Origin of the sequence: Tunturibacter gelidoferens (assembly GCF_040358255.1) — a bacterium.
GTDB classification, from domain to species: Bacteria; Acidobacteriota; Terriglobia; order Terriglobales; family Acidobacteriaceae; genus Edaphobacter; species Edaphobacter gelidiferens.
This window is the reverse complement of sequence record NZ_CP132938.1, coordinates 1,651,163-1,671,774: the sequence shown is the minus strand read 5'-3', so window position 1 is coordinate 1,671,774 and position 20,612 is coordinate 1,651,163. Positions and strand designations below refer to the sequence as shown.

19 protein-coding genes, 3 tRNA genes and 1 riboswitch are annotated in these 20,612 nt (G+C 58.3%); of the genes, 18 read left to right on the top strand and 4 right to left on the bottom strand.

From position 1 onward, the window contains the following. Positions 1–78: 78 nt before the first annotated feature. The gene (locus RBB81_RS07680) at positions 79–2,535 is read left to right on the top strand and encodes an ADOP family duplicated permease (protein WP_353073267.1); all 2,457 of its coding nucleotides are present in this window, start codon (positions 79–81) and stop codon (positions 2,533–2,535) included. Positions 2,536–2,600: 65 nt separating this feature from the next. Here the strand turns inward: RBB81_RS07680 and RBB81_RS07675 are convergent. Then, positions 2,601–2,692, bottom strand: a tRNA-Ser gene (locus RBB81_RS07675). 418 nt (positions 2,693–3,110) lie between these two features. Here RBB81_RS07675 and RBB81_RS07670 point away from each other — a divergent pair. Further along, positions 3,111–4,430, top strand: coding sequence for an APC family permease (locus RBB81_RS07670; RefSeq protein WP_353073266.1), 1,320 nt, complete (start codon positions 3,111–3,113; stop codon positions 4,428–4,430). Positions 4,431–4,550: 120 nt separating this feature from the next. On the opposite strand, the gene RBB81_RS07665 is transcribed toward RBB81_RS07670, so the two are convergent. Continuing rightward, positions 4,551–5,108 (bottom strand): inorganic diphosphatase, encoded by a 558-nt coding sequence (locus RBB81_RS07665; RefSeq protein ID WP_179581392.1) that lies wholly within the window; start codon positions 5,106–5,108, stop codon positions 4,551–4,553. Positions 5,109–5,247: 139 nt separating this feature from the next. Here RBB81_RS07665 and purS point away from each other — a divergent pair, with 139 nt between their 5' ends. The 15 genes from purS (at position 5,248) to RBB81_RS07590 (ending at position 19,782) form a co-directional block, all read left to right on the top strand. Continuing rightward, positions 5,248–5,493, top strand: coding sequence for a phosphoribosylformylglycinamidine synthase subunit PurS (gene purS, locus RBB81_RS07660; protein WP_353073265.1), 246 nt, complete (start codon positions 5,248–5,250; stop codon positions 5,491–5,493). A gap of 133 nt (positions 5,494–5,626) precedes the next feature. After that, positions 5,627–6,736: a uroporphyrinogen decarboxylase gene (gene hemE / locus RBB81_RS07655; RefSeq protein WP_246373625.1), complete on the top strand. Its 1,110-nt coding sequence runs from the start codon at positions 5,627–5,629 to the stop codon at positions 6,734–6,736. Further along, positions 6,733–7,770 carry a ferrochelatase gene (gene hemH / locus RBB81_RS07650; RefSeq protein WP_353073264.1) on the top strand — a complete coding sequence of 346 codons (1,038 nt, stop codon included), beginning with the start codon at positions 6,733–6,735 and terminating at the stop codon, positions 7,768–7,770. The genes hemE and hemH overlap by 4 nt, the downstream gene beginning before the upstream one ends. A gap of 77 nt (positions 7,771–7,847) precedes the next feature. Continuing rightward, positions 7,848–9,257, top strand: a complete 1,410-nt coding sequence (gene hemG / locus RBB81_RS07645) for a protoporphyrinogen oxidase (protein ID WP_353073263.1) — start codon at positions 7,848–7,850, stop codon at positions 9,255–9,257. A 26-nt stretch (positions 9,258–9,283) separates the two neighbouring features. Then, a riboswitch (cobalamin riboswitch) is annotated at positions 9,284–9,458 on the top strand. Positions 9,459–9,606: 148 nt separating this feature from the next. Further along, positions 9,607–10,137 carry a bifunctional adenosylcobinamide kinase/adenosylcobinamide-phosphate guanylyltransferase gene (gene cobU, locus RBB81_RS07640; protein WP_353073262.1) on the top strand — a complete coding sequence of 177 codons (531 nt, stop codon included), beginning with the start codon at positions 9,607–9,609 and terminating at the stop codon, positions 10,135–10,137. Then, positions 10,134–11,525: a cobyrinate a,c-diamide synthase gene (locus RBB81_RS07635; RefSeq protein ID WP_353073261.1), complete on the top strand. Its 1,392-nt coding sequence runs from the start codon at positions 10,134–10,136 to the stop codon at positions 11,523–11,525. The genes cobU and RBB81_RS07635 overlap by 4 nt, the downstream gene beginning before the upstream one ends. Positions 11,526–11,531: 6 nt before the next feature. Next, positions 11,532–12,647, top strand: coding sequence for a nicotinate-nucleotide--dimethylbenzimidazole phosphoribosyltransferase (gene cobT, locus RBB81_RS07630; protein WP_353073260.1), 1,116 nt, complete (start codon positions 11,532–11,534; stop codon positions 12,645–12,647). A gap of 71 nt (positions 12,648–12,718) precedes the next feature. After that, on the top strand, positions 12,719–13,408 hold the full coding sequence (gene cobS / locus RBB81_RS07625; RefSeq protein ID WP_423248052.1) for an adenosylcobinamide-GDP ribazoletransferase: 690 nt from the start codon (positions 12,719–12,721) through the stop codon (positions 13,406–13,408). Then, on the top strand, positions 13,405–13,992 hold the full coding sequence (locus RBB81_RS07620) for a histidine phosphatase family protein (RefSeq protein ID WP_353073259.1): 588 nt from the start codon (positions 13,405–13,407) through the stop codon (positions 13,990–13,992). Before cobS ends, RBB81_RS07620 begins: the two co-directional genes overlap by 4 nt. After that, complete coding sequence (locus tag RBB81_RS07615) at positions 13,989–14,861, top strand: hypothetical protein (protein ID WP_353073258.1); 873 nt, start codon at positions 13,989–13,991, stop codon at positions 14,859–14,861. The genes RBB81_RS07620 and RBB81_RS07615 overlap by 4 nt, the downstream gene beginning before the upstream one ends. Continuing rightward, positions 14,858–15,436, top strand: coding sequence for a cob(I)yrinic acid a,c-diamide adenosyltransferase (locus RBB81_RS07610; protein WP_179581383.1), 579 nt, complete (start codon positions 14,858–14,860; stop codon positions 15,434–15,436). The genes RBB81_RS07615 and RBB81_RS07610 overlap by 4 nt, the downstream gene beginning before the upstream one ends. Further along, entirely contained in the window at positions 15,433–16,116 is a 684-nt protein-coding gene (gene bluB, locus RBB81_RS07605; RefSeq protein WP_257025341.1) for a 5,6-dimethylbenzimidazole synthase, read from the top strand. The genes RBB81_RS07610 and bluB overlap by 4 nt, the downstream gene beginning before the upstream one ends. 14 nt (positions 16,117–16,130) lie before the next feature. Further along, positions 16,131–17,720: a cobyric acid synthase gene (locus RBB81_RS07600; RefSeq protein WP_353073257.1), complete on the top strand. Its 1,590-nt coding sequence runs from the start codon at positions 16,131–16,133 to the stop codon at positions 17,718–17,720. Further along, positions 17,717–18,670 (top strand): adenosylcobinamide-phosphate synthase CbiB, encoded by a 954-nt coding sequence (gene cbiB / locus RBB81_RS07595; RefSeq protein ID WP_353073256.1) that lies wholly within the window; start codon positions 17,717–17,719, stop codon positions 18,668–18,670. Before RBB81_RS07600 ends, cbiB begins: the two co-directional genes overlap by 4 nt. Continuing rightward, entirely contained in the window at positions 18,667–19,782 is a 1,116-nt protein-coding gene (locus RBB81_RS07590; RefSeq protein ID WP_353073255.1) for an aminotransferase class I/II-fold pyridoxal phosphate-dependent enzyme, read from the top strand. The genes cbiB and RBB81_RS07590 overlap by 4 nt, the downstream gene beginning before the upstream one ends. On the opposite strand, the gene RBB81_RS07585 is transcribed toward RBB81_RS07590, so the two are convergent. Beyond that, positions 19,783–19,859: transfer RNA gene (locus RBB81_RS07585), tRNA-Pro, on the bottom strand. 38 nt (positions 19,860–19,897) lie between these two features. Then, entirely contained in the window at positions 19,898–20,440 is a 543-nt protein-coding gene (locus tag RBB81_RS07580; protein WP_179581378.1) for a DUF4112 domain-containing protein, read from the bottom strand. 66 nt (positions 20,441–20,506) lie between these two features. On the opposite strand from RBB81_RS07580, the gene RBB81_RS07575 reads away from it, so the two are divergent. Continuing rightward, a tRNA-His gene (locus tag RBB81_RS07575) sits at positions 20,507–20,581 on the top strand. Positions 20,582–20,612 lie beyond the last annotated feature (31 nt).

The window sequence follows — 20,612 nt, the reverse complement described above, 5'->3', positions numbered from 1 at the left end:
GGCGATACTCATGCTTTTCAGCTGGCTTGACCCTGGTTTGGATGCGGGCAGAGAAAATCACCTGAATGGAGATTTGATATGTCGTTCTTTCGCGATTTGAGAATTGCCGTGCGTTCCCTGGCGCGAGTGCCTGCGCTGTGGATTACAGTCGCCCTTACGTTGGCATTAGGTATCGGCGCCAACGCCGCAATCTTCAGCGTGGTCCGTGCCGTGCTGCTGCGTCCGCTGGCGAATCGCGACGAAGATCGGTTGCTTTACCTGCGCCAGAGTGCCCCCGGCATCGGCGAAACCAACACAGCGTTTTCGGTCCCCGAGATTCAGGACATCGGCAGCGGGTTGAAGTCAATTAAGGAACTGGGCACATTTTCAGAGATAGATTTTACGGTCGTGGGTCTAGGCACGCCACGCGAGATTCCTGCCGGCGTGGTGGATGGACACTACTTCGAGGTGATGGGCCTGCGCCCGGTGCTTGGACGCCTGCTGACTCCGGCCGATGACGGTCAGAATGCCGCCGGAGCTGTGGTGCTGACCTATCACTTCTGGAGGACATCGCTGCACTCCGATCCCAGCGTGATTGGAAAGGCTGTGCGGCTGGAGAGCTGCTGTGGCGCGCGCCCCGCGACCGTGGTTGGTGTTATGGAACCATCCGTTCCCTATCCGGTGGCAACAGAGATCATCGCCAATATCGTCACCAGCCCGCATCATCTTTCCGCCACGATGGTGACGGGGCGCGAGCATCGCATGACGGAAGTCTTCGCGCGGTTGGCTCCCGGCGCGAGTGTCGACAATGCGCGGGCGGAACTGCGCAGCGTATACGGCGCCATGGTGGCGGCACACCCGGAGGTTTACAAGCCGGAGGAGCATTTCAAGATCGACGTAACGCGCATGCACGAGCAGATCAATTCGCGCGCCAATACAATTCTGTGGATACTGTTCGCGGCTTCGGGACTGCTCTTCGTGATTGCGAGCTCGAACATTGCTAACTTGGTGCTAGCGCGAACGGTGCGCCGCGAACCGGAGCTGGCGGTACGTTCGGCGCTGGGAGCAAGCACTGCAGTTTTGCGCCGTTCTCTGTTGGCTGAGAGCCTCGTGCTATGCGGAAGCGGGGCAGTGGCGGCAGTGGCCCTCGCCATACCGATGGTAGCGGTGCTGGGTCGTTATGCATCGCGCTTCTCAGTGCGCGCCGAGGAGCTCACGCTCGATTTCAGTCTGGTGTGGTTTGGGATTGGGCTGGCGTTGATCGCGTCCGTCTTCCTGGCATTCATTCCGCGGCTTCCCTCGGCAAATGCGCCGCAAGGCGGGCTTACCGGCCGGGGAACACGTGTTGCCGGAGGGAGCAGCCGGCGTCTCCGCATCTTTGCTGTTACGCAGATCGCAGCCTCATTTCTGCTGCTTGCCGGAGCGTGTGTGCTGATGAAGACTCTGTTTGTGCTGGAGCAGACGCGGCCGCCGTTTGATTCGGCTAACGTTCTGGCACTCAATCTTCCGAAGATGTCGTATGGGCGGACACCCCAGCAGGTGGATGAGTTCTATCGCGAGGCGCAACGCCGGGTCAGCGCGCTGCCGGGAGTGGAGCACGTATCCTCCGGTTTCGCCGCTCCCTGGCGTGACGATCATTTGAACGTCAGCTTTGAATTTGCCGCCCAAGGCGCCAAACGTGCGGACGGTCAGGATTTTCGGGGTAAGTTCCGGGTGATATCGCCGGGATTCTTCGACACGTTCGGTGTGCCGATTCAGGAGGGCCGTGACTTCAACGCCAGCGACAAGGACGGCTCCGAACGCGTCGTCATCATCAGTCAGAGTCTTGCAAAGATGCTCTATTCAGGGCAGGACGCAGTGAACCATACACTGTGGTGGACGGACGGGGTCATGAAGTTTGTCGGCATCAGCACCGAGCCAAGGCGGATCATTGCCGTGGTACCCGACTTCGACGATGAAAATATCATCCCGTCACCGGCCATGACGATCTATGAGCCGGACGAACAGGAACCAGGATGGAACGGCCGCCTGTTCGTACGCGCACATCAGGATGCTTACGCGCTGGTCCCGGCCATTACACGAACCATTCGCGATCTGTCAGCCGACCAGCCCGTCGAAAAGGCCAGCACGCTCGGAGACGTTCGCGCGGAGGTGCTGTCGCCCGACCGCCTCAACGCGATTGTGTTTGGCGGATTCGCCGCCGTGGCACTCTTAATCTCCGTGGTGGGCGTGGCGGGCGTTCTTGCTTTCTCTGTGAGCTGGCGTACGCGCGAGTTTGGAATCCGCATGGCCCTGGGCGCTCTGCCGCGCAACATTCTCACCACTGTTCTCGTAGAGGGCGTGACGATGGCCGGCATCGGAGTGGGCGCGGGTGTGGTGGTGGGCTTTGCTCTGGCACGCGCAAGCGCCAGATACGTAACAGGTATCCATCAACCGGGCCCACTTGCGTTTGTTGGTTCCGCGGTGGTCATTCTGGGCGCGGCCGTAATTGCTTCAGCTGTGCCTGCGGCGCGTGCCGCAAGAGTGAATGCGGTCGAAGCGCTGCGTTCCGAGTAACTGGCTCATTTTGACCGCGTGGTGAGGCGGCCAGGATGTACTCGGATGTTTTTAAACAAGGCTTATGGCGGAGAATGGGGGATTCGAACCCCCGATAGAGCTTTCGCCCTATAACGGTTTAGCAAACCGCCGCCTTCAGCCACTCGGCCAACTCTCCGTCTGTGTTGCGGTGGGCATCGCCTATCGGCGATGCCCGGCTGTGGCCATTATAGCTTGAGGCTGGGGGAGGAAGACAAGGTGCTGATAGATGCCGCGGCGGATCTCCCCTGAGACGAATGATAAGGCAACCGCAGATTCCCTTCGGGAATGACAACAAGAAGAACAAAGCAACGGCGGATTCTTGCCGGATACAGCTAGGAGGCTACCGCAGATCCCCTTCGGGGATGAGAACAAAAAGAAAAGACTGAGCCCCGTGGGCTTCCTGATTCCGTTTCGCGCATAGCCTGGATGGCGGTATAAAACGAGAGGGACCAAATACAGCGATCCTTCACTACGTTCAGGATGACGACATAAAACACTTATCGACGCTGAGAGATTTGGGATCATGGCGGGGTGGGGTAGGAGGAGCCGGGAAGATGCGGCTGCTGCCGCTGATTGCTGCTACTTACTTTATGGTTTCGGGTGGGCCGTATGGGCTGGAAGATGTGATTGGCATGGCGGGGTATGGGTGGGCGCTGGTGCTGCTGGTGGTGATTCCGGTGGTGTGGAGTCTGCCGACGAGTTTGATGGTGGGAGAACTGGCGTCGGCGATACCGGAGGAGGGTGGGTACTACCGGTGGGTGCGGCGGGCGATGGGGGAGTTCTGGGGGTTTCAGGAGGCGTGGCTGAGCCTGGCGGCGAGCGTCTTCGATATGGCGATCTACCCGACGATCTTTGTGCTGTACCTGGGAAGGATTGAACCGGCGTGGACAGCCGGGTATCGGGGGACGGGGTGGGCGCTGGCGGTGGTGGTGGCGTGTATGGTTTGGAATCTGCGGGGCGCAAGGGCGGTGGGCGAGGGGTCGGTGGGGCTGTTTTGCGTGCTGCTGTCGCCGTTTGTGGTGCTGACGGCGGTGGGGTTGTGGAAGGGACTGACGGGCGGGGGTGCGCATGGAATGCAGGGTGGGGCGGGCGGGATGGGCGCGGGGGCGGCGGGGGTGGATTGGGCGGGGGCGGTGTCGGTGACGCTGTGGAATTACATGGGGTGGGATAACGCGTCGACGGTGGCGCAGGAGGTGGAGGAGCCGCAGAGGAATTATCCGCGGGCGATGCTGGTGGCGGCGGGGCTGGTGGCGGTGACGTATGTGCTGCCGCTGGCGGCGGTGGGGTTGGCGGGGATTCCGGCGGCACGGTTTTCTACGGGGGCGTGGACGGATGCGGCGAGGGAGCTGGTGGGGCCGTGGCTGGCGCTGTGCGTGGTGATGGGCGGGATGATCAATGGCGGGGGGATGTTCAATGCGCTGATGATGAGCTATACGCGGGTGCCGTATGCGCTGGCGGAGGAAGGCCTGCTGCCGGAGGTAGTGGAGCGGAAGAACCGGTGGGGCGTGCCGTGGGTGAGTGTGGCGGTGTGCTCGGTGGGGTGGGCGCTGGCTCTGCGGTTGTCGTTTGAACGGCTGATCTCGATTGACCTGGTGCTGTATGGAGGGGCGCTGATGCTGGAGTTTGTGGCTCTGGTGGTGTTGCGGGTGAAGGAGCCGGGGTTGGCGAGGCCGTTCAGGGTGCCGGGTGGGGTTTGGGGTGCGGTTGGGATGGGGGTTGGGCCGGGGGTGCTGATCGCGTTTGCGCTGTGGGCGGCGCGGGGCGAGCGGGTGGCGGGGTTGCCGGCGCTGGAGTTTGCGGGGATTGTGGCGGCGGCGGGGCCGGTGGTTTATTGGGCGGCGCGGATGGTGCGGCGGGGGCACTTGGGTGCGTGAAGAGAGCTTGTCCTGCCGGACGGGCCCACTTCACGTGGGGCGGTCACTTCGTGACTTGTATACCGGTCTGGGGAGGGACGCGATGCTGGGTCCCTCCCGTTGGTCGGGGTGTGGGCTTAGTTATTTTTTTGGGACGGGCTTGGGGATGGGGGTGACCTTGTTGTCGAGGAAGCGCTGCTGGGCTTCGAGGACCTTGTTGCGAGCGAAGGAGGCGTCGCGCCAGCCCTTGACTTCGACACGCTTGCCTTCGAGGTCTTTGTAGATGGCGAAGAAGTGGGTGATCTCCTTGAGCATGTGGGGGTAGATCTCGGAGAAGTTCCAGACGTCTTTGTAGCGGGGGTTGTCCTGTCCGACGCAGAGAACTTTTTCGTCACCGAGGCCCTGGTCGAGCATCTCGAGGACGCCGATGGGGCGGACCTGCATGACGCAGCCGGAGAAGCTGGGGGTGTCAACGAGAACGAGGCAGTCGAGTGGGTCGCCGTCGTCGCCTAAGGTGCTGGGGATGAAGCCGTAGTCGCCGGGGTAGTGGACGGGGGAGTAGAGGTTGCGGTCGAGACGGAAGACGTGGAGCTCTTTGTCGTACTCGTATTTGTTGACACCCTCGTAGGGGATTTCGATGACTGCGTTGATGACCTCGGGGCTGTTAGTCCCTACGGGGAGTTCCAGGTAGTTCGTCATAAAGGCTGGTGTCTCTTCTCTTGTCCGATAGAAATTTAGGCGGTGGCTGGCGTGGTGTTTCAAATGGCCGGGCTTGCCTGGTGGAGGGTCGTGACCTCGATTGAGGGCGAAAGCTGCACCATGTCTATAATCAGACAAGATGAAGGCTCATGTCTATGTCACGCTGAAACGAACGGTGCTGGATGCCCAGGGGCAGACGGTTGCAGATGCATTGCGGCGGATGGAATATCGCGGCATTGCCGATGTACGGCAGGGGAAGTATTTTCTGCTGACTCTGGAGAATGGATTGGAACAAAGGGCCGCGCAGGCCGAGGTGGAACGGATTGCGCGCGAAGTGCTGACAAACCCTGTGATTGAAGAGTTTACGTTCCGGCTGGAGGCCTGAGCGAAGGCTTTTTGGGCGGTACTCGAGCCAAATTGACGTGAATTTTTCGGGTGTCATGAACAGCTCAGGCTGACGCGAGTTCGCGCGACGAGTTACGGGTGCTAGGCTTAAAAGGTTATAGAGGATGAGTCATTTGAGTGATGCGATCGTGGAGGGTGCGGCAGTGACGTCTGCTGATACGGGATCGGGCGGCAGCCGTTTTGTTCGGGCGTGCCTGCGTCGGCCAGTTGATAGAACGCCGGTGTGGTTCTTGCGGCAGGCAGGGCGCTACATGCCGGAGTATATGGCCGTGCGGAAGCACCATTCGCTGCTGGAGATCTGTCGTACGCCGGAGATTGCTGCCGAGGTGACGATTACGGCTGCGGAGCGGCTGGGTGTGGATGCTGCGATCATCTTTGCCGATCTGCTGCTGCCGTTTACGCCGATGGGGCTGGACTTCGAGTTTGTTGCGGGAGAAGGGCCGGTGGTTCATACGCCGGTGCGGACGCTCGAGCATGTAAAGGCGCTGCGGACCGACCGTGTGGAAGAGCTGCAGTACGTAGCGCGGGCGATCGAACAGGTTGCGCAACACTTTGCTGCGCCGCGTGCCGATGGGGATGAGCTGGGAATCATCGGATTCTGCGGGGCTCCGTGGACGCTTGCGGGTTACATGATTGAGGGTGGCAAGCAGGGCGGCGGGGACCGCAATTACATCGAGACGAAGAAGATGATGTACTCCAATGGAGCCGCGTGGTCGCTGCTGATGGAGAAGATTGTTACCGTTTTAGTTGCTTATGCGCAGCAGCAGGTGGAGGCGGGCGCAGATGTGATCCAGGTTTTTGATAGCTGGGTGGGAAAGCTGAGCGTTCGGGACTATCGGCAATATTGTCTTGGATGGACGACGGAGCTGGTCGAGCGCATCAAGGCACTCGGAGTGCCGGTGATCTACTTTGGGGTGGAGACCGCTTCCCTGCTCCCCGCGATGAGCGAGACGGGAGCGGATGTGATTGGGCTGGACTGGCGGACGCCGCTCGACGCAGGCTGGAAGGCGGTGGGCGCGGGGTGCGCGGTGCAGGGCAATCTCGATCCGATTGCACTGTTTGCGAACGAAGATGTGTTGAAGGAGCAAGTGCGCGAGATTCTGGCTGCTGCTGCTGGACGGCCGGGACATATCTTCAATCTGGGCCATGGCATTGTGCCTGGAACGCCGGTGGAAAATGTGATTCGGGTAGTGGAGTGGGTGAAGGAGTTGAGTGCGCTGTGAGCGAACCGACGGGGAGTTCCGAGACAGGTAAGAGCGCAGTGCTGCTGCTGGCACATGGCACGCCGGACATGCTGGGGGAGATGGCAGAGTATCTGAGCAAGGTGACCGGCGGCCGTGCGATGCCACAGGAAGTTGTGGAGGAGCTGCAGCATCGGTATGCGCAGATCGGGCTACAGGAGGCGCCTGGCCTGGAGCCTCCGCCGCTGACGAAGTGGACGATGACTCAGGCACACATGCTGGAGCATGTGCTGGGCGCGGGCAAGGTATATGTCGGCATGCGCAACTGGCATCCTTACATTGCAGACACGGTCGCGGAGATGCGGCGGGATAGTGTGACGCGGATCAAAGCGGTGTGCCTGGCTCCGCAGAACTCGCGGACCAGCGTGGGACTTTACCGGAAGGCCGTGCTCGCTGCGGCAACTGGAATCGAGGTCGAGTTTGTCGCCGGATGGGCGGAGAGTCCGCTATTGGCGGAGGCATTTGCCGAGAAGCTGTGGCCGGTGTGGGCTGAGGCCTGCGCTGAGTCGGGGCAGCAGGTTCCAGTGTTGTTTACGGCGCATAGCGTGCCGTGCCGAACGATTATGACCGGTGAGGCTTCGGTTGCAGGAGCAAGGCCGGGAACTCCTGCGCAGGATTCGCCAGACCCGTATCCGGTGGAGGCCAAGCGTACTGCGCAGATGGTGGCGGATCGGATGGCTGCTGTTGGCTTTCACGAGAAGGACTGGTACTTTGCGTTTCAAAGCCAGGGCATCAGCGGTGGACCGTGGATTGGACCGACCGTGGAGGATACGCTGAAGGCAATCAAAGCCGAAGGGCATGTGGGCGTGGTGATGCAACCGGTTGGGTTTCTCTGTGATCACGTGGAGATTCTGTACGACATCGACATCGCCTTTCGTCAGACTGCGAGCGAGTTGGGTCTGAAGCTTTGGCGTGCGGAGAGCCTGAATGACTCCGAGGTGCTGGTGGAGGCGCTGGTCGACGTCGTCTCCGGCAAATATAAGGCGACTGTCGATGAGGTGTTGGTTCCGGCGTAGGTATAGGCTGTCTTGAGGGCCGAAGGCGGAGGCTCTGGCCTCCGATTTTTATTGCTGAATATTTTTCTGGAGAGAAGATGAAGCGCGTTGCGATTGTTGGCGGCGGGGTGGCCGGGCTGGCGGCGGCGTACGAGTTGGCGCGTCTGGCGCGCAACGGCGCATCGTTGCAGGTGGTGTTGTTCGAAGCCTCGACGCGACTGGGTGGAATCATCGAGACGGTTCATGAAGGCGGGTTCGTCATTGAATGCGGGCCCGATGCGTGGGTGACGGAGAAGCCGTGGGCGCGGGAGCTGGCAGAAGAGCTTGGCCTGGGCAATGAAGTGATGCCGTCGAATGACGCGACGCGCAAGACCTATGTGCTGGTGGACAAGAAGCTGCAGGCGATGCCGGATGGTATGCGGATGATGGTGCCGGTCGATCTCGATGCGATGGATGCTTCGGATATGTTCAGCGCTGCGGCGAAGCTGGCGTATCACGAAGAGATGGGACGAGCAGAGGAGTTGCGTGAGGCCGCCCCTGACCAGGACGAGAGCGTTGCGGAGTTTGTTCGCCGCCATTTTGGAGATGAGGTGCTGGCAAAGATAGGAGCACCCCTTCTGAGCGGCGTGTTTGGCGGCGATGTGACGAAGTTGAGCGTGCGTGCGGTGATGGCTCCCTTTGTCGCGATGGAGCGGGAGCGCGGCAGTTTGATAGGCGCATTGCAGGCGAGTGTTGCGGCAAAGAGACACTCCGTGTTTACAACATTGAGGAGCGGCATGGGAACGCTGGTGGATCGTATGATCGCTGCGATTCCTGAGGATTGGGTTCGACTGCTCGCGGAGGTAAGGTTCATCTCGTACGGCGAAGAGGGATGGCTGGTAGGAACGGCGCGAGGTGTCGAACGTTTCGACGCAGTGATGATGGCTGCGCCGGTCGATGTTGCGTGTTCCCTACTGTCTCCGGTGGACCCCGAGGTCGCTCCTTTGATGGAGATGGACGCAAGCTCTGCGGTGGTAGCAGCATTTGGATTTCCTGACGCCGCGAAGTTTCCTGTTCCGCCCGGGTTCGGCTTTCTGGTGCCGCCAGGCTCCGATAGTCTGCTGCTTGCGGGTACCTTTGTCGATCAGAAGTTTGAAGACCGGGTACCGCAGGGAGGACGGCTGGTGCGAGCCTTCTTTGGCGGGAAAGCGGCCGAACGGCTGATGCGGTGCGGTAATGACGAGACAGCCGCTGTGGCGCGGATGGAGCTGGCGAGGATTCTGGGTCCGCTGCCGGAGCCGCAGGTCACTGTGGTGCGACGTTGGCCTCGCAGTCTTCCGCAGTACGCAGTGGGACATCTGGAGCGGATGAAGAAGCTCGATGAGCGAGTGAGCGCGCTCGACGGATTGTGGTTGCTCGGCAACGGGTATCATGGCGTGGGCGTGCCCGATCTGGTGCGCGATGCTCGGGTTGCGGCGCGGCGGATGGCACGGGAGAGCGAAGGTCTAGCGGAGGTCGCGGAGTTGTAAAGATTTGACCCGGCGCAATGACCGGGATAGTCTTTTTCTACACTGGTGTTGGGAAGACGGTGTGAATCCGTCGCTACCCCGTAACTGTAAGCGCTGAGAGTTTTGACGATTGGTACTAAGCCACTGGGATTCGTCCTGGGAAGGTGAGTCAGAGCTCGACGAAGCGTAAGTCAGGAGACCTGCTGGTGGCCGATCAGGCTTGATTCAGCTTCGCTGGGAGAGCTGGAGAGCATTCTCGCCGACTGTAAGAGTCTGCCCGAGCGCTGCCTAAAATTCATCCCGCTCTGCTCGATTGCTTCGAAAGATGCCGGGCGAGGAGCTAACGATGCAGGAGATGCGCCAGAGTTCCGTGACACTCGTTCTTGGTGGCGTTCGCAGCGGCAAGAGCCGTTATGCGCAACAGCTTGCCGAGCGAGAGAGCCGCGTGATCTTTGTGGCGACGGCGAAGGTCTCGGACGACGAGATGCAGAGGAAGATCGAACGGCATCGCGAAGAGCGGCCGGCAGAGTGGATCACCGTGGAGGAGCCACTGGAGCTGGTTCAGGTGCTGGCGCAGCGGGGATCCAGCTGCGATGTGATGGTGGTTGATTGCCTGACGATCTTTGCAGCGAATCTTCTTGAGGCCGAAGGTGACGATCGGGGGGCTGTGGATCGGCGCGTCGAGGCTTTATGTGAGGCGTTGCGGTCGGCAAGTTGTTCAGTGGTGTTGGTTTCGAACGAGGTAGGCAGCGGGGTGGTGCCGGCGTATCCCCTGGGGCGGCGATATCGCGATTTGCTGGGCGAGATCAATCAAAGCGTGGCAAGAGTTGCCGATGATGTTGTGTTGATGGTGGCGGGACTGCCGCTTGCCTTGAAGGGACATCTTGAGGTGACGCTGTGAGAGGCCTGTTAGTGTCGGGCACCGCTAGCGGCGTTGGCAAGACGACGGTTGCACTGGCGATTATGGCGGGGCTCCGACGACGTGGGCTCGCTGTGCAGCCATTTAAATGTGGACCCGACTTTCTGGATACTGGACATCACACGCGAATATGCGGGCGAAAGGCTCGAAATATTGATACATGGATGCTGAGCGAAGAGGCTAATCGCAACGTTCTGCGAGATGCCGCGCGAGAAGCGGATGTTCTGGTCGCTGAAGGCATGATGGGATTGTTCGATGGGAAGAGCGGAAACACAGAAGCGGGCAGTACAGCGGAGATCGCCAAGCTGCTAATGCTGCCTGTGGTGCTGGTCGTCGACGCCGCGAAAACAGCTAGGAGCATCGCTGCGGTTCTGCTCGGCTTTGAGATGTTCGATCCGGATTTGCGGCTTGCGGGTGTGATTTTGAATCGCGTTGCGACCGAGAGGCACTACGAGATGCTGCGGGCGGCGATTGAGACCTCGTGCAGGACGAAGATTCTGGGTTGGCTGCCCCGTGATCAGACGATCGCAATTCCCGAGCGGCATCTAGGCCTGCAGGGTGCAGCTGAGGCTGCGACTGAAGATGATACTGCGATCGACACACTGGCTGCGCTTGCAGAAAGGTTCTTCGATCTTGATCGTTTGCTTGAACTCCAGTGCGGTTTGAAGCTGAACGAGGATCAGGATTCAGGCGTGAGGCACTCGCAATCTGAAGAAGCTGTGCGAATCGGCGTGCCATCGGATCACGCTTTCTCGTTCTATTACGAGGACAATCTGGATCTACTGCGCGAACAGGGGTCCGAGATCGTTCAGTTCAGTCCACTGCACGATAGGTGTCTTCCAACAGGACTGGACGGACTCTACTTAGGAGGAGGATATCCCGAACTCCATGCAGAACAGTTGAGCAACAATCGGAGCATGCTGGATGATGTTCGTGCCTTCGCTGCTTCGGGAAGACCGATCTATGCGGAGTGCGGTGGAATGATTTATCTGTCCAAGAGCCTTAGCACCGCCAGCGGAGAGACCTTCGCAATGGCTGACGTGCTGCCACTCTCGATGCAGATGACCGGTAAGCTCGTACAGTTTGGATACGTCACCGTAGAGTTCACTGAAGACTGTCTGCTGGGCGTGAAGGGGACAACTGTGCGCGGGCATAGCTTTCACTACTCCTGTATCGTCTCGCGGGGAGAAGCGGCAACATGTTATCGCGTGCAATACTCAATGTCCGGGAAAGAAGAGCTTGAAGGGTTCCGTCAAGGCAATGTGCTGGCCAGTTATGTCCATCTACACCTGCGAGCGAACCCTAAGATCGCGAGAGATTTTGTCGCTACAGTTCGACGAGCGCGAATCCCGCAGGCGGTGACGAAGTGAGGCGGCGTGCAGACTCTGGGTCTGGAGGGATGGGTGAACGCATCAACTCAATTAATCGATCCTAAAATCACGTCGACAATCGAAGCGCCAAGTCAACAATGGCTTGCGCGAGCGCGAGTGCATTTGGATGCATTGACGAAGCCGCTGGGTAGCCTCGGTCGGCTCGAAGATCTCGCGGCCCAGATGGTGTCGATTCGACAGCAAAACTATACGAAGCCGTTGCAAAAGGCCGTGTACGTCTTTGCCGCCGATCATGGAGTCACCGCTGAGGGCGTCAGTGCGTATCCAAGCGAAGTGACGCGGCAGATGGTGCTCAACTTTCTTGCTCATGGTGCGGCTATCAATGTGCTTGCGAAACTTCATGGTGTAGAGATGAACGTAGTCGATGTAGGCGTTGATGCGGATTTCGATCGGATTGATGGTTTGCTGCATCGAAAAGTGCGCCGAGGAACGCGCAACATGATGCGAGAGCCGGCGATGAGCAGAGAGGAAGTGATAGAAGCTCTCAACGTTGGATTGAACCTCGCAGACGATTCGAAGGCGAAGGGCCACAGCTTAGTCGCTGTCGGAGAGATGGGCATCGGAAATACCACGGCGGCGAGCGCCATCACATCTCTCCTTACCCGGAGGTCGGTTGAGGTGACGACCGGCAAAGGGACCGGCGTGAATACCGAGGCGTTGCAGCACAAGCGCCGGATCATCGAAGCGGTTTTGCAGAAGTATTTCGGTGAAGCGGGAGGCCATACTCTGCCTGATCCAGTCGATGTACTCCGTATCGTCGGCGGATTGGAAATTGCCGCGATGACAGGTTTCATACTCGGCGCGGCGCGGCATGGAGCGGCAATCGTTGTCGACGGGTTCATCTCGACGGCAGCTGCTGCAGTTGCCTTTGCATTAGTGCCGGAGGTGCGCGGCTATCTTTTTGCTGGGCATCAATCCGAAGAACCTGGACACCAGGCACTCCTGGACTACCTGGGATTGAAGCCGATTCTGACTTTAAATATGCGGCTCGGCGAAGGCACCGGCGCGGTCCTGGCTATGCCGATTCTCGAATCAGCAATGTGCCTCTACAACCAGATGGCGACGTTTGAATCTGCTGGGGTGAGCGAGGCTAAGGATTGACGGCAGCAAAACAGATTCGGAGACTTGGTGAAGAGCTTGTGGTCGCCTCTCAGTTCCTCACGCGAATTCCCATGCCTGAAATAGCGTTCGAGTCCGATTCCCTCTCTCGTGCCGTCAAATTCTTTCCGCTGGTTGGACTGGTCGTCGGATCAGGAGCCGTGCTGCTGCAAAAGCTGCTGACGTCGCACCTGGCTCGTCCACTCGTCGCGGTAGTCGTGTTGACTTACCTTGTGTTGATTACCGGCTTCCTCCATGAAGATGGCCTTGCGGATACTGCAGACGGGTTCGGTGGTGGATGGACGAAGGATCGGGTATTGGCGATCCTTCGAGACAGCAGAATTGGAAGTTATGGCGCAACTGCACTTGTCCTATCTTTACTGGCGCGCTATCTGCTGCTGTCTTCGATGCCAATGGAGCACTTTGCCGCATACGTCATCTCGGCCCATGTACTCTGCCGATGGAGTTCCCTTCCACTAAGTTATTTTCTTCCCCCTGCTCGCAAACAGGAGGGACAAGGTGCGCGCATCGCTCGACTTACATCTCTCCCTTCACTGTTATTTGGTTCGATCTTCGCTGCTGCGGTCGTGGTCTTCGCTCTTCGGGGTGCTTCCACGGAGCCGCTTCTCGCCTCTCTCCTCGTGGTGGTATTGAGCGGGTGGTTCTACTATCGAAAGATCGATGGCGTAACCGGCGACTGCTTCGGTGCGACCAATCAGCTCACTGAAATCGCGGTTTACTTCTGTGGGGTATGGATCGCATGAGCGGAATCCTCTTCATTCGTCATGCCGAGACAGATATGGCCGGAACCTTCTGCGGTCACTCTGACCCTGAGGTTAATGCGCGGGGTCGTGAACAGATCTCCGAACTGATCAACAGGCTTCGCGAGGAGAGTATCGAGATTGTTTACACGAGCGATCTGCGTCGCGCCTCATCGACTGCCAACGCGATCGCCGAGGCATTCGGGGTCGAGTGCCATGTCCGTCCAACACTGCGCGAGATCAACTTCGGCACATGGGAGGGTCTTAGCTGGAAAGAGATTGAGCAACGGGACGCGATTTATGCGCGTCAATGGATAGCGAAACACCCGATGCTGGCCGCCCCTGACGGGGAAGCGTTCAGACACTTTGAACAGCGCGTGTTGAATGAAGTGGAATTCTTGTCTACAAAGGCAGCAGAGCAAAGCATCGCGGTTGTGACTCACGCCGGGGTGCTGAGGACTGTGCTGTGTTCGCTGAACAACTGCAATCAGGCCGATGCCTGGAGGCAGACTAAGACTTACTGTGCCATCGTTCGTCATAGTGTTGCACTCTCGCTCCGGGGCCAGGTCATCGGAGCACACTTATGACCTCCCCTAAGGTTGACGTGCATGAGTTGATAGCCTGGGGTTTGGATGAATATTCCTACCGCGACGGCGCCGCGGGTTTCGATTCGACAGAGTTGGCTGCTCGAATTAGACGAGCAAACACGAGATTAGCCGAACGCGATCGTTACGCAACTACAAGCGCCCTGCTCGAGCAAGAAACACGAGACATTCAACCTTTGCTCGCGATGGCAACGCAACGCGAAGACTTGCACTTGGAGTATCAGAGCCTTGACTGGACGCTGGGCGTGGTCGACCTGCGCCTCTTGCTTGCATTTCAGCGCAGGTTGATCTTTAGCCCTTCGCGGCAAGCTTCGTTCACGCCAAAACAAGGTGATTGGCCCGGATTGATCTCGCTCGCAGTCAGTTCGCAACGCAGCACCGAGCATCTTCTGGTTCATAACGGCAGCGATACTGACCGTTTGGATATTAGCCTGCACTCGAACAATCCTGACCTCCAACTGCGGTTTACTCCGAAGACAAGCGGATATGGGGCTTTGCCACTTTCACTCTATGGCGGCAGCCCTTTCTTCGAAGTGGCTGAACTACGCGGGCGGTGGTTTTTGCGCGACGGCTATCATCGCGCCTACCATCTGCTACAGGCGGGAGTAGATCGGATACCAGCCGTTGTGATCTATGCGCGGAGCATCGAGGAGCTGGGTGCGACGACCCCATGGTTCTTCCATGATGAGCAGCTGTTCTCCGATCGTCCTCCGCGCGTCACGGATTTTCTTGATAGCAGCATGATCCTGCGCTACGAGAGAACCGCTCTTCGCAAGGTCATTCGTATTCGTGTGGAAGAGTCGCTGGAGCCGTTTGATGAAATTCAAGAAGGACAAGGGGAAAGACTATGAGCATCGCAACAAAACGAGGAGATGGAGGCGAGACAGGACTTGCCGGCGGGATTCGTATCTCGAAGGCTGACTTGCGCGTTGAGGCCTATGGCACAGTCGACGAGTTGAACTCGACTCTGGGCTTTGCCCGAAGCATCTGCACGAACAAAGAGATTCACGATTGGACCGAGACAATTCAACGCACACTGTTTCGAGTGGGGTCTGCGCTGGCTACTCCTCCAGAGAGCAAGAAAAGTCCACCATCTGTCTTGACTGAGGACGTTGATATGCTGACCAATCTCGTTCATCAGATCGAGGCGACCGAAGGCATACTTTCCGACTGGTCGCTACCAGGCGCACATACAGAATCGGCGGCTTTTGAGGTCGCACGCACTGTTTGCCGCCGGGCAGAGCGAAACGCGGTTCGACTTGCAAACAGCGGCGTAGAGTTCAAGCCGGAAATACTCTCTTACCTCAATCGCTTATCCGATGTGATCTGGCTCTTCGGCAGACTCATTGAAGTCAAAGCAGGCGTGGATGCACGGTTGCGCAGCGGAGATACCGCGGGACCGAAGTGGTCAAGAGCATGGAAATGACGAAGGCTACAGGCTTCGATGAGAGTGAGCGACGGGCGGTTTACCGGGCGATCCGCGAACGGAGAGACGTGCGTCGCGGCTTTCTGCCAGAGCTGATCCCAGATGAACTTCTACATCGGCTCCTGGAGGCCGCACACAATGCGCCTTCTGTCGGCCTGATGCAGCCGTGGCGATTTATCGTTGTGCGCGAACTCGCCGTGCGCCAGAGGGTCCATCAGATTTTTCTCGGAGCAAACGAGCAGGCACGGGCCGGTTACAAAGGAGAACAGCAACAGAGCTATGCAGGAATGAAACTCGAAGGAATTTTAGAAGCGCCGCAGAATCTGTGCATCGTGTGTGATTCGCAGAGTAGCCAGGGGCATCAGTTGGGGCGGCGGACGATGCCTGAGACCGCGATCTACTCGGCCGTCTGCGCGATTCAGAATCTGTGGCTCGCTGCGAGGGCTGAGGGAGTTGGCGTCGGTTGGGTGAGTATTCTCGAACCAGCTTTGTTGCGCGAGGCGCTGAAGATTCCCGTCCATATAACTCCGGTCGCTTATCTCTGCCTGGGATATGTGGATGCGTTTTCAACGACGCCGGATTTGGAGCGCGCGGGCTGGGAAAAGAGAACACCACTGAAGAGCGTGCTCTCGTTGGACCAATACGACAGCAAATGGGATGAAGGACGGACGGCATCATGAGGGCGCGTGCGATTATGGTTCTGGGCACAGGCTCCCATGTCGGCAAGTCGTTGATGACCACCGCTCTGTGTCGCATCTTTGCGCAGCACGGGTATCGTGTCGCGCCGTTCAAATCTCAGAACATGTCGTTGAACTCTGCGGCAACGATTGAAGGTCTTGAGATTGGCCGAGCGCAGGCTTTGCAGGCAGAGGCTGCCGGTGTCGCGGCTTCGGTTCACATGAATCCTATCTTGATCAAGCCGTCTGGCGATCATTCTTCTCAGGTGGTTGTACGCGGAAAGATCTGGGGACGTGTCACGGCAGCGGACTATCATCGACGGCGCATAGAAGAGCTGCTGCCAGTGGTCCGCGAGAGCTATGATTCCCTGGCCTCTGAGTATCAGGTGATTATTCTGGAGGGCGCTGGATCGCCCGCAGAGATCAATCTGAAGCAACATGATATTGCAAACATGCGAATGGCAGAGATGGCCGAGGCGAGCTGTCTGCTCGTCGGGGATATAGATCGCGGAGGGGTCTTCGCGTCGTTGCTTGGAACGCTTGAACTATTGGAACCTGACGAGCGCCAACGCGTTCGCGGATTCGCGATCAATAAATTTCGCGGCGATGCGAATCTTCTAGAGCCCGGTATACGAATGATGGAAGAGCGAGTGCAAAAGCCATGTGTGGGAGTCGTTCCTCACCTGTCTTCGCTGATGCTCGAAGAAGAAGACAGCCTGGGCTTGCCTGCTACAACTCAAACTCAGTGGACACCAGCACAAGCGTCAAACAGCTCAACAGACCGTGCTCTGCGGGTAGCCGTGATTGCGCTGCCCTCGTTTTCGAACTTCACTGACTTCGATTCATTGCGTGCGGAGCCATCTGTATCTCTTCTGTTCTGTCGCACTGCAGAGGCAATCACACAGGCTGATGTAGTCATTCTTCCGGGTAGTAAGCAGACTGTGGACGACTTGCTATGGATGAAGAGATCCGGTCTCGAGATTGCCATAAAGCAGTACGCGCAGACTGGTCTTGTTGCAGGTATCTGCGGTGGCATGCAGATGCTCGGCAAAACGATCAGTGACCCTACTGGGATGGAGCGAGATGGATCAGTTGCGGGTCTTGGTTTGCTTCCGATTCACACTATCATGCAAACCGAGAAGGTGACTCGAAACGCAAAGGGGCAGCTGGCGGCCGCAGTTCTGTTTGGACAGTCCGTTGCGAACAGCGGAGTCTCCGGGTACGAGATTCACATCGGACATACAGAATATGAAGCGGGAGCGAAGCATTTCTCAACTCTTTCGTCTGAGACCGATCCGTCCGGCATAAGCAGAGACGGTTGCATCTGCGCTGACACCCGCGTCTTCGGTACCTATCTCCACGGAATCTTCGACGAAGACAGCTTTCGCCACCAGTTTCTCGGCGCTGCTCGTGGGTTTCACAAGCTCTCCTCGCCAAGAAAGATGAATCTCTGGAAGCAACTTCGCGAAGACTCCTTGAATCGGCTCGCGCGTGAAGTAGAGAGTTCACTCGATATGAAAACAGTCTTCGATTGGGTGGGGCTGCCTTACAAGGTTCCTCTGGAAGACACCTATCCGCAACTTCGAAGCGCAGGCGTGGGGCGATGAGCAGTCGAGGAGTTGTTGCAGCAGCTTATATATTCGACTGGATAGCAGGCGATCCTGAATGGTTCCCTCATCCCGTTCGATTGATTGGCAGAGGAATCGAGGGAGGGGAGCGAATTCTGCGGAGGACTCGGCAGACTCCCGCAGCAGAGTTTGCCGCGGGCGGATTGCTGACCTTCGGCGTGGTCGTTTCGGTGTATTTAGGTACGGCAAGAATCATCGACTGGGTGAACAAACGAGGCCGGAGGTCGGGATTTGTTGCGGAGACGCTGCTCGCATGGACGTGCCTCGCATCGCGCAGTCTGCACGATGAGGCTTCTGCTGTCGTCACCGCTCTGGAGGAAGGCGACAATGGTCAGGCGCGACAACGACTGGCACGGATCGTCGGTCGCGATACGCTGTCGCTCGACCAACACGAGATCAGCCGGGCGGTGATCGAGACCGTCGCAGAAAGTAGTTCGGACGGCATCATCGCACCACTCTTTTACATGGCTATCGGAGGGGTTCCGCTCGCTATGGCCTACAAGGCGATCAACACTCTCGATTCTATGATCGGCCACGCAGATGATAGGTATTTTTACTTTGGAAAGGCAGCAGCGCGGCTGGATGATGTTGCCAATTTTCTGCCCTCCCGATTGGCAGCTCTAGGAATTGCAACCGTCGCCGGAGTTGTAGACGCAAGTCCTTCGTCTGCGATCGAGACGTGGCATCGCGACGGCATGAAACACAAAAGTCCGAATGCGGGGCAGCCAGAGAGTGCCATGGCCGGTGCCCTCCAGGTTCGGCTGGGAGGGGGAAATTACTATGCTGGAGAGCCGGTGCCTGCGCCTTTCATCGGCGCTAGCTTTCCACCTCCCAATGCACTCAAGGCGAGACAGGCAATTCGCATAGTCGCAGTCGTCTCTGCCGTTGGAGCAGTTGCCGCACTGTTGCTGCGCCGGGGACGTAGATGAAACAGCCTCCGCAGGTCTTCTTGCCAGCACACGGTGGGCAACTTCGTCAGATCGCTGCTCGATATGGAGTCCCGGCGGAACAGCTTGTTGATTTCAGCGCCAATATAAATCCGGCCGGCCCCCCTGCATCCGCGCTCGCCGCGCTGCATCGCGCACTCGCAGACCCAGCCACTCTGGCAGCATATCCCGATCTTGAACTTACCTACCTCAAAAAAATAATTGCGGAAGCTTCGAATAGCTCGCAAAAAAACATCGCTGTAGCAAATGGTTTTGTACCTCTGCTCGAAGCCACTCTGCGTTCGCTCAGGATTTCTCGCTGTCTCCTGCCCGTGCCCTCGTTCAGCGAGTATTGGCAAACGCTCGTGAACGCAGGCGTGGCGGTGGTTCCCTACAATCTCTCCGAGGAAGAAAACTTTTCGTACGATCCGGGCGTCCTGGTGCGAGCTCTGCTGGACGATGGATGTGACGCACTTCTGCTCGCGAATCCCCAGAACCCTTCCGGTGTACTTTGCGAAGCCGACAAGATGCGAGGACTGGTAGAAATGGCCGCAAAGCACGGAATCAAAGTGCTGCTCGACGAAGCCTTCATAGATTACGCTCCAGCGCAGTCCCTCACACGAGCTGCCGCTGAACAGGAAAATTTAATTGCGTTCCGTTCAGTTACAAAATTCTTTGCGATTCCCGGGCTACGAGTCGCCTACGCAGTCAGCAATGACTCTTCGATAGAGGGTCTGAATCGTAGGATTGCGCCATGGCCGCTTACAACATTGGCATCAGATGCAGTTTGTGCCGCTTTGCAGGATGAACTCTATGCTGAGAACGCTCGCCGGGAGAATGTTTTACGACGGACCTGGCTGCAGCAGAAACTCGCTCGCTTGAAGATCTTTACCTATCCCTCGAGTACGAATTTCTTGCTGCTGCGGTTTGCCGCAGAGGTAGACGTCCATCTCATTTGGGAGAAGATGATCGTCGAGCACCACATAGTGCTTCGCTCCTGCATAAATTTCACCGGACTCGCAGCAGGGCACCTGCGAATTGCAGTTCGTTCGGAAGCAGACAATGAGAGATTGGTTCGCAGCCTGGAGCGCGTGCTCGCGCAAACACAAGAATAATGGTCGGGGCGGAGGGATTCGAACCCCCGACCCTCTGGTCCCAAACCAGATGCGCTACCAGACTGCGCTACGCCCCGACTCTGTTTAGTTTATCGCATCAAACCTGCTACTGCGATCATAACGTTCGAAAGAGGCCGTGGCTGCTGGTCCCGAAGATCGCGTGGAAGACGCCGTCGAAGACCCACGTGAGCAGGAGTAGCGGCAGAATGACCAGGCCAGCCAACACGAGACAGACGACCCCGAGAAACAGCCAACTCTGAAGGGTGTGTTTACGTGGCTCATCGACACTGCCGACGAGAAGAGCGTAGTTTCGACGGTTAGCGCGCCAGGCGATATCAAACATATCGCCGAGAACGGGGATCGAACCGACCACGACCTCAATCGCGACATTGGCCACCATGCGCGCCACGGTGGCATAGGAGACCCCGCGCACCCACGCCGCGACGATGATGATGCAGGAGGCTATCCCGCCGATCAGGTCGCCGATCCCTGGGATGAAGCCCACAATGCCGTCGAGACCGAAGCGGATCGAGGTGCCGGGGATCCTGATGAAATCGTCCAGAACGTGCGAGAGCAGATCGAGATTTTCGTCATCAAAGGCTTTTCCGCTGCGCTTGATACGGGGTGACAAGACCTCGGGCTTCGCGGTAAACGGCATGGAACCCTCCCCGCCCCCACCGAGAGATTGCCCCGCAGGCGGCCAGTGCTATAATTCCAGTATACGGCGGCTATAGTTCAGTGGCAGAACGCCGCTCTGTGGCAGCGGATGTCGTGGGTTCGAAACCCACTAGCCGCCCCAAACTTCTCAATTCTTTAGACTGCGGATCAAC

What these genes read in the sequence shown, in the direction of transcription:
- RBB81_RS07680 (WP_353073267.1), top strand. Translation starts at nt 79, where the DNA reads ATGTCGTTCTTTCGCGATTTGAGAATTGCCGTGCGTTCCCTGGCGCGA.
- RBB81_RS07670 (WP_353073266.1), top strand. Translation starts at nt 3,111, where the DNA reads ATGCGGCTGCTGCCGCTGATTGCTGCTACTTACTTTATGGTTTCGGGT.
- RBB81_RS07665 (WP_179581392.1), bottom strand. Translation starts at nt 5,108, where the DNA reads ATGACGAACTACCTGGAACTCCCCGTAGGGACTAACAGCCCCGAGGTC.
- purS (WP_353073265.1), top strand. Translation starts at nt 5,248, where the DNA reads ATGAAGGCTCATGTCTATGTCACGCTGAAACGAACGGTGCTGGATGCC.
- hemG (WP_353073263.1), top strand. Translation starts at nt 7,848, where the DNA reads ATGAAGCGCGTTGCGATTGTTGGCGGCGGGGTGGCCGGGCTGGCGGCG.
- cobS (WP_423248052.1), top strand. Translation starts at nt 12,719, where the DNA reads ATGCCTGAAATAGCGTTCGAGTCCGATTCCCTCTCTCGTGCCGTCAAA.
- RBB81_RS07620 (WP_353073259.1), top strand. Translation starts at nt 13,405, where the DNA reads ATGAGCGGAATCCTCTTCATTCGTCATGCCGAGACAGATATGGCCGGA.
- RBB81_RS07615 (WP_353073258.1), top strand. Translation starts at nt 13,989, where the DNA reads ATGACCTCCCCTAAGGTTGACGTGCATGAGTTGATAGCCTGGGGTTTG.
- RBB81_RS07610 (WP_179581383.1), top strand. Translation starts at nt 14,858, where the DNA reads ATGAGCATCGCAACAAAACGAGGAGATGGAGGCGAGACAGGACTTGCC.
- bluB (WP_257025341.1), top strand. Translation starts at nt 15,433, where the DNA reads ATGACGAAGGCTACAGGCTTCGATGAGAGTGAGCGACGGGCGGTTTAC.
- RBB81_RS07600 (WP_353073257.1), top strand. Translation starts at nt 16,131, where the DNA reads ATGGTTCTGGGCACAGGCTCCCATGTCGGCAAGTCGTTGATGACCACC.
- cbiB (WP_353073256.1), top strand. Translation starts at nt 17,717, where the DNA reads ATGAGCAGTCGAGGAGTTGTTGCAGCAGCTTATATATTCGACTGGATA.
- RBB81_RS07590 (WP_353073255.1), top strand. Translation starts at nt 18,667, where the DNA reads ATGAAACAGCCTCCGCAGGTCTTCTTGCCAGCACACGGTGGGCAACTT.
- RBB81_RS07580 (WP_179581378.1), bottom strand. Translation starts at nt 20,440, where the DNA reads ATGCCGTTTACCGCGAAGCCCGAGGTCTTGTCACCCCGTATCAAGCGC.